Genomic DNA, 14,577 nt, shown 5'->3' on the forward strand with positions numbered 1-14,577 from the left:
GCGGGATTCCCGCCTGCACCCGTTCAACAGCCGTTCATCGGGCACGTCTACGGTGACGCCATGAGCTTTCTGAACCACTCGCTCGCGGAGATCCAGCCGCCTCCCGGCTTCACCGTGCTGGACAATGACGATGACGATCCGGTCCTGCTGGACGCCCGGGGCATGCCGGTCGACACCTGGCGCGAGGGGTACCCGTACGCCGAGCGCATGGACCGCCCGCAGTACGAGCTGGAGAAGCGGCTCCTGCAAATCGAGCTGCTGAAACTGCAGAAGTGGATCAAGGGAAACGGCCGCCGTCTGCTCCTGGTCTTCGAAGGCCGGGACGCCGCAGGCAAGGGCGGGACCATCAAGCGGTTCACGGAACATCTGAACCCGCGCGGCGCCCGAGTGGTCGCGCTGGAGAAGCCCAGCAGTACCGAGCAGAGCCAGTGGTACTTCCAGCGCTACGTGAAGCATCTTCCTGCTGCCGGCGAGATGGTCCTGTTCGACCGCTCCTGGTACAACCGTGCGGGCGTGGAGCGGGTCATGGGCTTCTGCACCGACGAGCAGTACCAGGTGTTCCTGCGCCAGGTGCCGTTGTTCGAGGAGCTGCTGGTCCAGGACGGCATCGACGTGGTGAAGTTCTGGTTCTCGGTGTCCCGGTCCGAGCAGCTGACCCGTTTCACCATCCGCCAGGTGGACCCGGTGCGCCAATGGAAGCTCTCCCCCATGGACCTCGCCTCGCTGGACAAGTGGGATTCCTACACCGGCGCCAAGGAGGCCATGTTCCTGGCCACCGACCGTGACCACGCGCCCTGGACGGTCGTGAAGAGCAACGACAAGAAGCGCGCCCGCCTTGAGGCCATGCGCCACGTCCTGAATCTCTTCGACTACGACGGCAAGGACCCCGAGCTCGCCACCGCCCCGGACCCTCTCATCGTGGGACCGGCGTCCCGGATCTTCGAGGACGGCGAGCACCCAGGGCTCTGAGCCCGATCCCCCGCCGTCTCCCACACCTTCCCTCGCCCTCTCCCTCACGTTCTCCCCCCCATCGATTGCTCCGTAGGTGTCGTTTTGAGCGGTCAGAACGACACCTACCGAGCAATCGATGGCGAGGGGCCCGCCGAGGAACCCCAGCCTCTTAGACTGGCCGGATGACCACGACCGACCCCTCCCTGCCCGTTTCGGAGTACGCGTTCCCCGGCCCCCTGCGGGATCGACTCGTGGCCGCCCTGCTCGACGGGACGAAGATGTCAACGTCCTCCCTGCTGCTCGAGTACACCGAGCGGGAGCCGTTGCCGCGCGTGGGCGACCGGGCCGTCGTCGTGGACTCACAGGGTGAACCGGTCGCCGTGGAGACCGTGACCGGGGTGGAGGTGCGCCGCCTCAAAGACGTCCCTCTCGACCATGCGCTGGCCGAGGGCGAAGGCTTCAGTTCCGTCGCGGAATGGCGCACCGCTCATGAGGAGTTCTGGCATTCAGCCGACTTCCGCGAATCACTGGGCGATCTGGACTTCCGGGTCACCGATGACACCCCGATCGTGTGCGTGCGCATGACCGTCCAGCCGCTTTAACCACATCGACTGTTCCACAGGATGCCGAGATCCCCCGGAAATCAGGGAAAACGGCGTCCTGTGGAACAGTCGATGAGACGGCGTCAGGAAACGGTCAGCGCTGGACGGCCCCGAAACGCTCCGCCGCGAGTGCGACGGCCGAGGCGCGTGCCTCGGAGGCCTCGTCGGCCGTCAGCGTGCGGTCATCCGCACGGAACCGCAGACCGAAAGCCAGCGACTTCTTGCCCTCCGGGATGCCGGTGCCGACGTAGACGTCGAACAGCGCGACGTCCTCCAGCAGCTCTCCGGCGCCCTCGCGCAGGGTTTCCTGCACGGCGGCGGCCGGCTGGTCGCCGTCGACGATCAGTGCCACGTCCTGCGTCGCCACCGGGAAGGTGGAGATCGCCTTGGCCACCACGACGTCGGCCGCGGCCTCGAAGAGCACGTCGGCATCGATCTCGAACGCGACCGTCCGGGCCGGCAGATCCTGCGACTTCACCAGCTTGGGGTGCAGTTCGCCCGCGTAGCCCACGAGCTCACCGGAGCGCAGACGCAGCACAGCGGTGCGGCCCGGATGGAAGGCCTGATGCGCACCCTGCTCCACCACGATCTCGACGCCGAGCACGTCGGCCACGAGCCGGGCTGCGTCGACCGCGTCGGCCCAGTCCCACGCACGCGGCGTGTGACCCGGCGCGGCGGGGCTGTCCTTGCCCGTGAAGACGCCGGCGATGTGCTGCGGCTGCGCCGGGATCCCGCCGTACAGGCCGTCCAGCACCTCATCCGAGGGCTTGGCACCCAGCGGAGGGATGCCGGGCGTGCCCAGCTCGCCGTCCGGCAGGAACACCAGACCGGCCTCGAACAGCGCCAGATCACGGAAGCCGCGCGAGATGTTGCGCTTGGCCGTCTCGAGCAGACCCGGCAGCACGGAGGTCCGCAGCCAGCCGAATTCCTCGCTCAGCGGGTTCGCCAGCTTGACCGCCTGCACGGTGGCGCCGGCCTCGGGCGTGCCGAACACGTCGTTGGAGGCCCTGGTCACGAACGGGTAGGCCAGCACCTCCACCAGACCGGAGTCGGCGAGCGCCTGCATCACCCGACGGCGCTGCTTCTGGACACGGCTCAGGCCACGTCCGGGAGGCGCCACCGGGAGGGTGGCCGGGATCTTGTCGTAGCCGACCAGGCGGGCGATCTCCTCGGAGAGGTCCTCCTTGGTCTCCAGGTCGTTGCGCCAGCTCGGAGCCGTGACGGTCCAGCCGCCCTCGGTCCCGGTCACGGTCGCGCCCAGGTCCGTCAGGCTGCTCTCGATCTGCTCGGGCGTGTACTCCACGCCGATCCGTGCGGACACGAAGCCGGTCGGGAGGAAGATGTTCACCGTCTCCGGAACCGTGCCCACATCGGTGCCCGCCTCGTCGGCTGTTCCGCCGGCGAGCTCCACGAGGAGGTCAACCACGCGCTGCGCGGCGAGAGGAGCCAGGTACCAGTCGACGCCACGCTCGAACCTCTTGGACGCTTCGCTCGGCAGCTTGTGGCGACGGCGGGCACGCGCGATCGAGATCGTGTCGAAGTGGGCCGCCTCCACCAGGATGTCCTTGGTGTTCGCGGACACCTCCGTGCGGGCGCCGCCCATCACACCGGCGATCCCGATCGCTCCGGAGCCGTCCGCGATGACCAGGTCCTCGGCGTCGAGCGCCCGGTCCTTCTCATCCAGCGTGAAGATCCGCTCGCCCGGGAGGGCACGACGGACCACGATGCCGCCGTCGAGGGTGTCCAGGTCGTAGCAGTGGTTCGGCTGACCGAGTTCCAGCATGACGTAGTTGGAGATGTCCACGGGCAGGCTGATGGAGCGGATGCCGGCGAGACGCAGCCGGGAGACCATCCACTGCGGCGTGGGACGGCTCGTGTCCACTCCGCGGACCACGCGGGCCACGAAGCGGTCGCAGCCGGGTACGCCGTAAATGGGCGCCTGATCGGACAGCGTCACCGGGTAGCCTTCGCCGAGGGCCGCCGGGACGGTGACCTGCGACGCCGGATCGGTGAACGCCGTGCCGGTGGCATGGGCGTATTCACGGGCGACGCCACGGATGCTGAAGGCGTAGCTCCGGTCCGGGGTCACGTTGATCTCGGCGGCCTCGTCCTTCAGGCCGAACAGCTCCAGGGCATCGGTGCCAAGCTCCGGATCCAGGCCGAGCGTGGACAGCACGATGATGCCGTCGTGCTCGTCGCCCAGCCCCAGCTCGCGGGCGGATGCGATCATGCCGGCGGAGACGTGACCGTACGTCTTCCGGGGCGAGATGTGGAAGTCACCGGGCAGGACGGCGCCCGGGAGGGTCACCACCACCTTGTCACCCTCCACGAAGTTGTGGGCGCCGCAGACGATTCCCTGGATGCCGGAGGGCTCGATGCCCTTGCCTTCCAGGGTCTGCTGCTGGCCTTCCGGAACCACGCGGACCTGGCACCAGTTGATGGTCTTGCCGTTGCTCTGCGGCTCCTTGACCAGGGACAGGACCTGGCCCACCACGACGGGACCGGAGATCGTGTCGGCGGGACGGTGCACGTCCTCCTCTTCGAAGCCGACGCGGACCAGGTCCGCCATCAGGTCCTCGGAGGACGCGCCTGCAGGGAGCTCCGTGTACTCACGGAGCCAGGAAAGTGGAATGCGCACGCTTAGATCTCCATCCCGAAGTGCTCGCTGAAACGAATGTCGCCCTCGATCATGTCCCGCATGTCGGCAACCTCATTGCGGAACATGAGGGTGCGCTCGATGCCCATGCCGAACGCGAAGCCGGAATACTCCTCCGGGTCGATCCCCGCAGCGCGGAGCACGTTCGGGTTGACCATGCCGCAGCCGCCCCACTCGATCCACTGCGGGCCGCCCTTGGCGCCCGGGTGCCAGATGTCGAGTTCGGCGCTCGGCTCGGTGAAGGGGAAGTAGTTGGGGCGCAGCCGGATCTTGGCCTCCGCACCGAACATCTGGCGGGCGAAGTGCTCCAGCGTGCCGCGCAGATCGGCCATGGACAGGCCCTTGTCGATCGCCAGACCCTCGAACTGGTGGAACACGGGGGTGTGGGTGGCGTCCAGCTCGTCGGTGCGGAACACCTTGCCGGGGCACAGCACGTAGACCGGAAGTTCGCGCTCCAGCATGGAACGGACCTGGACGGGCGAGGTGTGGGTGCGCAGCAGGAGGTGGGCCTCCGGAGGCTCCACGAAGAAGGTGTCCTGCATCTCGCGGGCCGGGTGGTCCGGCTGGAAGTTCAGGGCGTCGAAGTTGAACCACTCGGACTCGAGCTCGGGTCCTTCGGCGATCTCCCAGCCCATGCCCACGAAGATGTCGCAGACCTGCTCCTGGAGCACGGAGAGAGGATGCCGGGCACCGGCACGACGACGGCGCGGAGCGGCCGTCACGTCGACCGTCTCCTCCAGGAGGATCCGCGCGTCGTTCTCCTCTTCCAGCACCACGGCGCGGGCGGCGAGCGCCTTGTTGACCTGGCCGCGGGCACCGCCGATGAGCTTGCCGGCGGCGCTCTTCTGGTCCTTGGGCAGATCACGGATGGCCGCGTTCGCCTGGCTCAGGGGCGATTTCTCACCGGTGTGCGCCAGCCGTGCCGTCTTGAGTTCCTCAAGATCGGCGGCCGCCTCAAAGGCTGCCAGGGCTTCTGCGACAGCATTCTGGAGAGCGGCCTCATCCAACGGGCTGGGGGCCATGACTTCCTTAGTGGTCTCTGACATGTACCGTGTTTTCGGGTCGAAGGGGTGGTGACGGGCCATCTGCGGCCCTGAACAAGTCTAGTACGCGGGCCGTCGTAGGCTGGGCGCATGTCTGGCATGTGGAAAACGCGGGCGGCGCTCAACTGGCTGAACCTGAGCACGCCGCTCGGCCTCGCCGTCGCACGGGTCGCGCGCTGCACCGTCGAGCGTGGACCGCAGGGACTGCGGCTCGCCCGCGACTACCCCTGGAGCTTTCCCTCCGGCGGCGCCTTCACGATCGGCTCCGTGATCCTGAGTCGCCCAGGACTCACGGTGGAGAACGATCCGGAGCTGCTGGCCCACGAATCCCGTCACGCCGGGCAGTACGCCGCCTGTCTGGGCCTGCCGTTCCTCCCGCTCTACGGCCTCTGCGCCGCCTATTCCTTCTGGAGGACGGGAAGCCCGGCCCTCGCGAACCCCTTCGAGCGTGCCGCGGGACTCGAAGCGGGTGGCTATATTGGGCGGCAGGACCAGGATCGGTTCTGACCACTCCCTCCGGGGACCTGGCGAGAGGAACGGCATGGAATCACAGACACGCACCATCTCCGTCACCGGGCACGCGAGCGCCCCCGCGGTGCCGGACATCGCCACCGCGCAGCTGAGCATCGAGACGCTGGCCGGAACCGTTGAGGAGGCTTTCGCCCGGTCCGGGCGCACCCTCGACTCCCTCCGGGACGCGCTGCACGCCGCGGGCGTGGAGCCGCGCGACATCGCCACCACCGACCGCTCGCTCCGCGCGGAGCGGAAGTGGCGTGACGGGCACGACGACGGTCTGCTGGGTTACGTGGCGCGTGGCACGGTGCGCGTGACGCTCCGTTCGCTGCCGGACGCCGCCGGCGTCCTGCAGAGCGCCATCGCGGCCGGTGGGGAGCAGGCCCGCCTCGAAGGCTTCTCACTCGAGGTCTCCGACCCCACCTCGGTCCGGGCGCAGGCCCGCGAGGCGGCCTGGCGGGACGCGCACTCCCGGGCGTCCCAGCTGGCGTCCGCCGCGGGCGTCACCCTCGGCAACGTCCTGCGCATCGACGAGGGCGCCGCCGGAGGCGGGCTGCCGCCCATCGCCTTCGCCCGGGTGGCCTCCGCGCCTCAGGCGGATGGCGCCATCCAGGCGGGCGAGCAGGAGATCCAGGTGTCCCTCTCCGTGTCGTGGTCCGTGGACTGAGCACACGGACCACGGGAAAGCTCTTCCCACCCCCTTGAACTCCGTTCGAACATATGTTCGAATACTTGCATGAGATGGGACGCACAGGCACTCCAGCCGGCACTGGTGGACACCGCCACTGCCCCGACGGCCGCCCCGCTGTTGCCGATGGCGGGCCTGCTGCGTTCCATCTCAACGCCCGAGTTCGCGGGAATCACCTTCCATGAGGTCACCGCGAAATCGGTGCTCAACAAGGTCCCGACTCAGTCGACCATGCCGTTCTCCTGGACCATCAACCCTTACCGGGGTTGCAGCCATGCGTGCGTGTACTGCTTCGCGAGGAAGAGCCACACATACCTGGACTTCGACTCGGGCCTCGACTTCGATTCCCAGGTGGTGGTCAAGGTCAATGCCGCACAGGTGCTGCGTGCCGAACTGGCCCGGAAGTCCTGGAAGCATGAGCATGTGGCGCTCGGCACCAACACGGATCCCTATCAACGCGCCGAAGGCCGGTATCAGCTCATGCCGGGCATCATCGAGGCGCTGGCCGAATCCGGGACACCGTTCTCCATCCTGACCAAGGGCACGCTGCTGTCCCGGGACATCCCGTTGCTCCGCGAGGCCGGGCAGGCGGTGCCGATCGGGCTGGGGATCTCCCTGGCCATGATGGACGAGGAGCTCCAGGCAGCCATCGAACCGGGCACCCCGGGCCCGCGGGCCCGCCTGCGCCTGGTCTCCCGGCTGCGCGAGGCCGGATTGCCGTGCGGCGTCATGGCCATGCCGATCCTGCCGTACCTGAGCGACTCGGATGACGCGCTGGACTCCCTGTTCTCGTCACTCGCAGCCGCGGGAGCCACCGGCGTGACGGCCGGTGCTCTGTACCTGAGGCCGGGCACCCGTGAGTGGTTCATGTCGTGGCTGGCTCGGGAGCACCCCGCCCTGGTGGGCAAGTACCGTCGGCTGTACGCCGGGCCGAAGGGGCAGGGTTCCTATGCCGATCCCGGGTACCGCAAGTGGCTGGCCCAGCGGGTGGCGTTCTTCAAGAGAAAGCACGGCTTCCCCACGTCCCAGGGTTTCGCGCATTCCGAGCTCCTGGACGCGGCCTCCGGGGCTGGTCCGGCCGTGACCGCGGACGTCCCCGCGGGTCTGGACGGAGCCCCTGCCGGACCGGGAACAGCCGGAGGAGGAGCTGCCAAACCAAGAGCTGCCAAACCAGGAGCAGCCAGACCAGGAACAGCCGCCGGACCGGGAAGCCGGGACGGGGCCGTGACGGAATTCCACCCCGATCCACGGGTCGAGGAAGCCCGGTACCCCGAAGGCAGCATGGCGAGTCTGGAGGGCTGGACCCCGGCCTCACGGCTGACCACCGCGTTGTCCCTCCCGGATGCCACGTCGCGGTTCTCCGGCGGAGCACCGTCCTGGCACACCACCCGGGAGCCCGCCCTGGTCAGCGGACAGGACATGCTTCCGTCGCCGGGTTCCGAAAGCGGTCACCGCCTGCCGGGGCGGGGTCCGTCAGGAAGCAGTCGCCCGACGCAGGACGGCGTCCACGATCGGGAAGTCCGCCGGAATCCACGGCAAGGCGTGCAGGGCGCCCTCTTCTAGGGGAACCCAGCGCAGCTCGTCGTGATCTTCAAGCGGCTGGGGCGCGCCGTCGCTCACCTCGGCGAGCCACACCCTCATGGTGGCCTTCCCGTGGAGCACCCAGCCGTGCGGGGCGCCGGAGAGGACTTCCCCACCCAGGTGCACCGAAATGCCGAGTTCTTCCCGAAGCTCTCGATGCAGAGCCGCCTCGGGATGCTCGCCGGGTTCCACTTTTCCACCCGGGAACTCCCAGAGCCCGGCCAGGCTCTCGGGAGCGCTGCGCCGGGCGCAGAGCAGGGATCGGGGCTGAACGAGAGAGTCCAGGACGGCGGCGCCGACCACCAGACGCGGTGCAGTAGTCATCGCGGACCAGTCTAGGTCCACCCCCGCGGCGCGCGGGGCGCGTACAAATGGCGTCTGAACCCGTCCGTTGCGACAATGGAGACGTTGGTCCCGACGTCGTGATCACAGACCAGCCCACCCCCAGTCAAGGATTCTCCGTGACCACCTCTCCCCCGGCCGGGACCATCACACGTCCCCGCCTGTCCTCCGCCGCCCTGACCCGGGCCATCGTCGCACTCGCCATGGGCGGTTTCGCGATCGGCACCGTCGAGTTCGCCATGATGGGCCTGCTCCGGGAAGTCGAGCATGGACTGCATCTGACCACGCCCCAGGCCGGCACGCTCATCTCCGCCTACGCCCTGGGCGTCTGCGTGGGCGCCCCGCTCCTGGCGGCGTTCGGGGCACGATTGCCTCGCAAACGTCTCGCGATCGGCCTCATGCTGTTCTACGCCGTCGCCAACGCGTCCAGCATGCTCGCCGACAGTTACGGCGCCATGGCCCTCTCCCGCTTCATCTCCGGTCTGCCCCACGGCGCGTACTTCGGCATCGCCGCGGTGATCGCGGCGTCGCTGGTCCCGGCCACCAAGCGCGGCTGGGCCATCTCCATGGTCATGACCGGCCTGACCGTCGCGAATGTCATCGGCGTCCCGTTCGCCACCTGGCTGGGCCAGAACTTCGGCTGGCAGCTGCTCTTCGCCCTCGTCTCCGTGATCGCCCTCCTCACGGCGGGGGCCATCGCCTTGTTCGTCCCCTTCGAAGCCAGCATCCCGGGTGCCAGCATCCGCCGGGAACTGGGTGCCCTCAAACGGGTCCAGGTCTGGATGGCTCTTCTGATCGGCACCATCGGCTTCGGCGGATTCTTCGCGACGTACACCTACATCTCGCACACCATGACGGAGGTGAGCCACCTTCCGGAGAGCCTGATCCCGCTGGTGGTGGCGATTTACGGCCTGGGCATGGTCATCGGCACCATCGTGGGCGGGCGCCTGGCGGACAAGTCCGTCATGGGTTCCATCTACCGCGCGCTGATCGCCATCGCGATCGCTCTGGTGCTGTACACACTGGCCGCTCCCTGGGCGCCTGCGGCGCTGATCATGGTGTTCGTGGTCGGCGGCATCGGCTCCCTGCTCACCACTCCCCTGCAGACCCGCCTGCTGGATGCCTCGCCGGACGCTCCCAGCCTGGCGTCGTCGCTCAATCACGCCGCGCTCAACCTGGCGAACGCGGCAGGCGCCTTCCTCGGCGGCGTGGTGATCGCCCTCGGCTACGGCTACACCGCACCGGCCCTCGTGGGCGCAGTCCTGGCCCTTCTGGGCCTGGGAGTCGCCCTCACGAGCGGCCGCCTCGAACGTCGTTTCCCGGTGCAGTCGGTTCACCACGACATCGAACACTGAGGAGCAGGCCTCTCAGCTGAACGGCTGCAGAGGACGACGGCCCTCAGCCCGGCACCCGGGCTGAGTAATCGGACTGAGTAACGGGCCGAGTAACCGGACTGAGTAACCGGGCCGAGCGCCCGGGCTGGGAATCCGAGCAGGCCGGGACATCAACCGGAGATACGGCGAGGGCCGGGCCATGTGGCCCGGCCCTCGCCGTATCCCGGTTCCGCGAACCCGGGACTGATCAGTTCCCGGGCCGGTAGATGTCCGGCTCGAGGTAGATCACCCGCGCTGAAGGAACCGAGGCGCGGATGCGGGACTCGGCGTCGTCGATCGCCTGGGCGATGGACGCGCCGCTGGCGCCCTCCGGCACACTGAACTTCGCAGCCACCAGCAGCTCCTCCGGACCCAGGTGCAGGGTCTTGAGGTGGATGATCCGGGTGCCGTCCTCCTGGATGGCCTTTTCGATGGCGGCGACATCGTTCGCGCTGGCGGATTCACCGATCAGCAGCGACTTGGTCTCCAGTGCCAGGATGATGGCGATCGCCACGAGCAGGAGGCCGATCATGGCGGTGCCGAACGCGTCCCAGATGCCGTTGCCGGTCACGAGAGTCATGGAGACGCCGAACAGTGCGAACACCAGACCGATGAGCGCTCCGAAGTCCTCCAGAAGGACCACGGGCAGTTCCGGCTGTTTGGCGTTGCGGACGAACGGAATCCATCCCTGACGGCCACGGATGTGGTTCGCCTCGCGGATGGCGGTGCGGAAGGAGAATCCCTCCGCCACGATGGCGCCCACCAGGACGGCGAGCGGGACCCACCAGAAGGGCCCCTCGATGCCGTGCGGGTCGTGGAACTTCTCATAGGCCTCGTACAGTGCGAACAGGCCGCCGACGCTGAACAGCACGATCGAGACGATGAAGGCGTAGATGTACCGCTCACGCCCGTAGCCGAACGGATGTTCCGAATCGGCGGCGCGCTTGGCCCGCTTCCCGCCCAGGAGCAGGAGGACCTGGTTCCCGGAGTCGGCCACGGAGTGGATCGCCTCGGCGAGCATGGAACTGCTGAGAGTGAAGGCGTAGGCCACGAACTTCATCGCGGCGATGGCGAGGTTCGCGGACAGGGCGGCCACGACGGCCTTGTTTCCGCCACTTGCGGACATGATTCCCCTTGTGAGACTTGGAGTGACAATTCATTCCAAGGCTAGTCGTCCCGGACGGATCCCGAGTGCGGGACCGGCAGTTTTACGCCGGAGGGCCAGGAGAAGGGGCTTCAGCGGCGCTGGGCGCGGGCGCTGGCGTAGAGGCAGACCGTCGCAGCGGTGCCGAGATTCAGGCTCTCAGCCGAACCGTAGACCGGGACGGCCACACGGTGATCGCTCAGGGCGATCTCCTCCGGGGCGAGGCCCTGAGCCTCATTGCCGAAGAACCAAGCGGTGGGGGAAGCCAGATCGTACGACGGCGGCTGCTCCCCATCCGGGGTCGCAACCGGGCCGTCGCCCGCCGTGGAGGCCAGCAGACGGCGTGCCGCGCTGGCGTCCTGGAGTTCGTCCAGGTCGAGCGAGCCGTAACCGTCCGCCGCGAGAATCCCGATACCGCGCTCGGCGCACCGTGCCGCGAGGTCCGCGACGTCGACGCCGGTCACCACGGGGAGGTGGAAGAGCGATCCGGCCGTGGAACGCACGGCCTTCGGGTTGTAGATGTCGACGCTGGAGCCGGAGTAGATCACGGCATCGGCGCCCGCGGCGTCCGCGGCCCGCAGCACCGTTCCGGCGTTGCCGGGGTCACGGACCTGGCACAGCACCGCGAGCAGGCGCGGGCCGGCGTCGAGCACTTCATCCAGGGGGCGATCCAGGAAGCGGCACACGGCCACGATGCCCTGGGGGTTGACGGTGTCGGCCATGGCGGCCAGCACCTCGTCCGTGGCGATCCGGGTCTGGACCCCCTGCGCGCCGGCGGCGAGCTCGGGGTGCCGGTCCAGGCAGGCCTGGCTGGCGTACAGCTCCGTGACCAGCCCCTCGTCGCCGCGGGACAGCCGTTCACGATGAGCCACGAGGGCTTCACGGACGGATTGCGGACCCTCTGCGAGGAACTGACCCCGCCGGGAACGCGCCGAGCGCCCCGCAAGCCGTGCCACGTCTCTGACCCGGTCAGCCCGGGGGTTGGACATGGAGGCGGCTTGGGGGCGCTCGGAAAAGCTCACGCTGAGAAGGACTTACTTAGTTCTTCGGGGCGGAGGTGTCGGCCGGCAGGGCGTCCTTGGCGAGCTTCACCAGTGCGGCGAAGGTGCCGGCGTCGGACACGGCCAGCTCGGCGAGCATGCGGCGGTCAACCTCGACCTCAGCGGCCTTGAGGCCCTGGATCAGACGGTTGTAGGTGAGGCCGTTGGCGCGGGATGCAGCGTTGATGCGCTGGATCCACAGGCGGCGGAAGTCACCCTTGCGCTTGCGGCGGTCGCCGTAGCTGTAAACGAACGAGTGGAGCAGCTGCTCCTTGGCCTTGCGGTACAGGCGCGAACGCTGGCCGCGGTAACCCTTGGCGCGCTCAAGAACAACCCGACGCTTCTTGTGGGCGTTGACCGCCCGCTTCACACGTGCCACGTGCGTACTCCTTCAATCATTGGCCTGCTCGGCTCGCCATGTCAGGCGGCGCAGGGCCTTAAGTGGTTGGCCATCCGGCCGGGAAATGGAACTTAGATGCCCAGCATCTTCTTGATGACCTTGGCATCGCCCTTGGCGACGATGCGGTCGCCGGCCAGGCGGCGGGTCAGGGTGCTGGGCTTGTGCTCCAGGTAGTGGCGGCGGTTGGCCTGCTGGCGCTTGAGCTTGCCGCTACCGGTCAGCTTGAAGCGCTTCTTGGCACCACTGTGGGTCTTCATCTTCGGCATGGGGACCGATCTCCTTACGTTGCCACAGGCCCTGACGGACCTGCGAATCACATTCCGGCAATCCTGACGGATGCCGATGGGCTTTCCGCCCCGGCGGCCCTCGTCATCGGAGGGCCTTCGGAGCGAAGGACTGACGTCTAGTTGGCCTTGCGGGCCCCGGGCTTCGGAACACCCGGCTTCGGCATCGAAGGCTTCGGTGCCGCAGCGGGCTTCGCAGCCGGCTTCGGCGCCGCCGCGGGCTTCGCAGCAGCAGGCTTGGCGGCCTTCGCAGGCGCCGCTTCCTTCACGGGAGCCTCCTCGATGACCTCGACGGCGGCTTCCTCAGCAGGAGCCTCCTCGATGACCTCGACGGCGGCTTCCTCAGCGGGAGCCTCCTCGACGGGAGCTTCCTCGACGACCTCGGCCACGGCTTCCTCAGCGGGAACCTCGGCGACGACCGTCTCGTCCACCGCGACGTCCTCAAGCGGCGCCTCCACGGCGGTCGCTTCGCTGGCCTTCAGAGCCTCGGCGAGCTGCTCGCCCAGGTTGTTGCTCAGCGGGGTCGCGCTGTCCGTGTCCACTCGGCCGGACTCGGCGAGAGCCTTGGCCTCGTTCTGGGCCTTGGCCTCGGCACGCTGCGCGGCACGCCGGGCTTCCGCCTTGGCTTCGGCCTTGTTCTTGAGCGGTCCGATCACCATGACCATGTTGCGGCCATCGATGCGCGGGGTGGACTCGATCACGCCGACCTCGGCCACGTCTTCGGCGAAGCGCTGGAGGAGGCGGATGCCCATCTCCGGACGCTGCTGCTCACGGCCGCGGAACTGAATCATGGCCTTGACCTTGTCACCGGCGCCGAGGAAACGCAGTGCGTGACCGCGCTTGGTCTCGTAGTCGTGCTTGTCGATCTTCAGGCGGAACCGGATTTCCTTCAGGACCGTGTTGGTCTGGTTCTTCCGGGCCTCGCGTGCCTTCACCGCGGCTTCGTACTTGTACTTGCCGAAGTCCATCAGCTTGCAGACAGGCGGCTTGGCCTGAGGCGCAACCTCAACGAGATCAAGGTCTGCTTCTGCGGCCAGACGGAGGGCGTCCTCGATGCGGACGATACCCACCTGCTCACCGGCTGGGCCGACCAACCGCACCTCGGGGACGCGGATACGCTCATTGATACGTGGATCGCTAATGTGTAGCTCCTGTTGCTCGTTGCCTTGTTCCACTGGCAATGAGAAAGGCCTCCTCTTGCCAGTGCAAGCGGAGGCCTCAGGAAACTGAGTCGGACAAAGATCACAGCGTGCGGAACACCACCGGAGTGATGACCAGACGCAGGACTGCCGTCCTATTCTGACCCGGCGACCTTCAGTGTCCGATTCCAGAGGCCTGAGCCCCTGTCCGAACGGCGGTCGACGCGGGTGGGAGAAATCTCCACTTGCAAACTAAGAGTAAATCTTACACGACATCGGCGCAGGTATGCGAACGGCGCGCTCACACAGTGTCCGCGTCGGGTAACGACTCCCAGTTGGTCTGTGCCAAGCTTATCAAATGAGCACTTTTGAACACGAAGACCACGGCACCGCTGCTGGCAGCGACGCAGCCGCCGGGCACACCCGGGACATCGCCGAAGTCCCCGCGGTCGAGGTCATCTCCACCGCCGCCGTCCACCTCATGAGCGCGGCCGCCGTGAAGCTGGGCCTCGCTGACGATCCGCAGGCCGAAGACCTCAAGGACCTGGACGAAGCCCGCAAGCTCATCACCGCGCTGGCCGGTTTCATCACGGCCGCCGCCCCGGAGGTCGGCTCCCAGCACGCCGGTCCGTTGCGTGACGGCCTGCGCACCCTGCAGCTCGCCTTCCGCGAGGCCTCCCTCATCAAGGACGAGCCCGGCAAGGGCCCCGGCGAGAAGTTCACCGGCCCCGTCAGCTGACGCGGAACCTCCAGCACCCGACGACGGCGGGGCACCACCCGGAGAAGGTGGCGCCCCGCCGTCGTCGTTCGCGGAGTGAGGG

General features: G+C 68.0%; 14 protein-coding genes and 1 pseudogene. 7 read left to right on the top strand and 8 right to left on the bottom strand.

Going from position 1 to position 14,577, the window contains the following annotated elements; translation table 11 throughout:
- Positions 1 to 60 precede the first annotated feature (60 nt).
- The gene (ppk2, locus tag AB4Y75_RS07705; RefSeq protein WP_441435300.1) at positions 61 to 969 is read left to right on the top strand and encodes a polyphosphate kinase 2; all 909 of its coding nucleotides are present in this window, start codon (positions 61 to 63) and stop codon (positions 967 to 969) included.
- A 164-nt stretch (positions 970 to 1,133) separates the two neighbouring features.
- A complete protein-coding gene (locus tag AB4Y75_RS07710; protein ID WP_441435301.1) occupies positions 1,134 to 1,553 on the top strand; it encodes an ASCH domain-containing protein in 420 nt (139 codons plus the stop codon).
- A 94-nt stretch (positions 1,554 to 1,647) separates the two neighbouring features.
- Here the strand turns inward: AB4Y75_RS07710 and pheT are convergent, their stop codons facing one another.
- Together pheT and pheS are read right to left on the bottom strand one after the other, a co-directional pair.
- Positions 1,648 to 4,191 carry a phenylalanine--tRNA ligase subunit beta gene (gene pheT, locus AB4Y75_RS07715; RefSeq protein ID WP_441435302.1) on the bottom strand — a complete coding sequence of 848 codons (2,544 nt, stop codon included), beginning with the start codon at positions 4,189 to 4,191 and terminating at the stop codon, positions 1,648 to 1,650.
- Between the two features lie 2 nt (positions 4,192 to 4,193).
- On the bottom strand, positions 4,194 to 5,255 hold the full coding sequence (gene pheS, locus AB4Y75_RS07720; protein WP_370959648.1) for a phenylalanine--tRNA ligase subunit alpha: 1,062 nt from the start codon (positions 5,253 to 5,255) through the stop codon (positions 4,194 to 4,196).
- 87 nt (positions 5,256 to 5,342) lie between these two features.
- On the opposite strand from pheS, the gene AB4Y75_RS07725 reads away from it, so the two are divergent.
- The 3 genes and pseudogenes from AB4Y75_RS07725 to AB4Y75_RS07735 form a co-directional block, all read left to right on the top strand.
- Positions 5,343 to 5,759: a hypothetical protein gene (locus AB4Y75_RS07725; protein ID WP_441435303.1), complete on the top strand. Its 417-nt coding sequence runs from the start codon at positions 5,343 to 5,345 to the stop codon at positions 5,757 to 5,759.
- Positions 5,760 to 5,793: 34 nt separating this feature from the next.
- On the top strand, positions 5,794 to 6,432 hold the full coding sequence (locus tag AB4Y75_RS07730; RefSeq protein WP_441435304.1) for an SIMPL domain-containing protein: 639 nt from the start codon (positions 5,794 to 5,796) through the stop codon (positions 6,430 to 6,432).
- A 69-nt stretch (positions 6,433 to 6,501) separates the two neighbouring features.
- A pseudogene (locus tag AB4Y75_RS07735) lies at positions 6,502 to 7,584 on the top strand (Rv2578c family radical SAM protein); the annotation flags it as partial.
- A gap of 342 nt (positions 7,585 to 7,926) precedes the next feature.
- On the opposite strand, the gene AB4Y75_RS07740 reads toward AB4Y75_RS07735, so the two are convergent.
- On the bottom strand, positions 7,927 to 8,358 hold the full coding sequence (locus AB4Y75_RS07740; protein WP_441435305.1) for a (deoxy)nucleoside triphosphate pyrophosphohydrolase: 432 nt from the start codon (positions 8,356 to 8,358) through the stop codon (positions 7,927 to 7,929).
- A 137-nt stretch (positions 8,359 to 8,495) separates the two neighbouring features.
- On the opposite strand from AB4Y75_RS07740, the gene AB4Y75_RS07745 reads away from it, so the two are divergent.
- Entirely contained in the window at positions 8,496 to 9,731 is a 1,236-nt protein-coding gene (locus AB4Y75_RS07745; RefSeq protein ID WP_441435306.1) for an MFS transporter, read from the top strand.
- A gap of 226 nt (positions 9,732 to 9,957) precedes the next feature.
- Here the strand turns inward: AB4Y75_RS07745 and AB4Y75_RS07750 are convergent, their stop codons facing one another.
- From AB4Y75_RS07750 to infC, 5 genes are all read right to left on the bottom strand, one after another.
- Positions 9,958 to 10,875, bottom strand: coding sequence for a cation diffusion facilitator family transporter (locus tag AB4Y75_RS07750; RefSeq protein ID WP_441435307.1), 918 nt, complete (start codon positions 10,873 to 10,875; stop codon positions 9,958 to 9,960).
- A gap of 110 nt (positions 10,876 to 10,985) precedes the next feature.
- Positions 10,986 to 11,915, bottom strand: a complete 930-nt coding sequence (locus tag AB4Y75_RS07755) for a TrmH family RNA methyltransferase (protein ID WP_441435308.1) — start codon at positions 11,913 to 11,915, stop codon at positions 10,986 to 10,988.
- Between the two features lie 16 nt (positions 11,916 to 11,931).
- Positions 11,932 to 12,312, bottom strand: a complete 381-nt coding sequence (gene rplT, locus AB4Y75_RS07760; protein ID WP_441435309.1) for a 50S ribosomal protein L20 — start codon at positions 12,310 to 12,312, stop codon at positions 11,932 to 11,934.
- Positions 12,313 to 12,404: 92 nt separating this feature from the next.
- Complete coding sequence (gene rpmI / locus AB4Y75_RS07765) at positions 12,405 to 12,599, bottom strand: 50S ribosomal protein L35 (RefSeq protein ID WP_441435310.1); 195 nt, start codon at positions 12,597 to 12,599, stop codon at positions 12,405 to 12,407.
- A gap of 137 nt (positions 12,600 to 12,736) precedes the next feature.
- Positions 12,737 to 13,717, bottom strand: a complete 981-nt coding sequence (gene infC / locus AB4Y75_RS07770) for a translation initiation factor IF-3 (RefSeq protein ID WP_441435311.1) — start codon at positions 13,715 to 13,717, stop codon at positions 12,737 to 12,739.
- 397 nt (positions 13,718 to 14,114) lie between these two features.
- Between infC and AB4Y75_RS07775 the strand changes: the two genes are divergently transcribed.
- Positions 14,115 to 14,495 carry a DUF1844 domain-containing protein gene (locus AB4Y75_RS07775; protein WP_441435312.1) on the top strand — a complete coding sequence of 127 codons (381 nt, stop codon included), beginning with the start codon at positions 14,115 to 14,117 and terminating at the stop codon, positions 14,493 to 14,495.
- Positions 14,496 to 14,577 lie beyond the last annotated feature (82 nt).

The organism is Arthrobacter sp. RAF14 (genome assembly GCF_052114185.1).
Lineage (GTDB): Bacteria > Actinomycetota > Actinomycetes > Actinomycetales > Micrococcaceae > Arthrobacter_E.

Coding starts and splice junctions, on each gene's coding strand:
- ppk2 (WP_441435300.1), top strand. CDS start 61: ATGAGCTTTCTGAACCACTCGCTCGCGGAGATCCAGCCGCCTCCCGGC.
- AB4Y75_RS07710 (WP_441435301.1), top strand. CDS start 1,134: ATGACCACGACCGACCCCTCCCTGCCCGTTTCGGAGTACGCGTTCCCC.
- pheS (WP_370959648.1), bottom strand. CDS start 5,255: ATGTCAGAGACCACTAAGGAAGTCATGGCCCCCAGCCCGTTGGATGAG.
- AB4Y75_RS07725 (WP_441435303.1), top strand. CDS start 5,343: ATGTCTGGCATGTGGAAAACGCGGGCGGCGCTCAACTGGCTGAACCTG.
- AB4Y75_RS07730 (WP_441435304.1), top strand. CDS start 5,794: ATGGAATCACAGACACGCACCATCTCCGTCACCGGGCACGCGAGCGCC.
- AB4Y75_RS07740 (WP_441435305.1), bottom strand. CDS start 8,358: ATGACTACTGCACCGCGTCTGGTGGTCGGCGCCGCCGTCCTGGACTCT.
- AB4Y75_RS07750 (WP_441435307.1), bottom strand. CDS start 10,875: ATGTCCGCAAGTGGCGGAAACAAGGCCGTCGTGGCCGCCCTGTCCGCG.
- rpmI (WP_441435310.1), bottom strand. CDS start 12,599: ATGCCGAAGATGAAGACCCACAGTGGTGCCAAGAAGCGCTTCAAGCTG.
- AB4Y75_RS07775 (WP_441435312.1), top strand. CDS start 14,115: ATGAGCACTTTTGAACACGAAGACCACGGCACCGCTGCTGGCAGCGAC.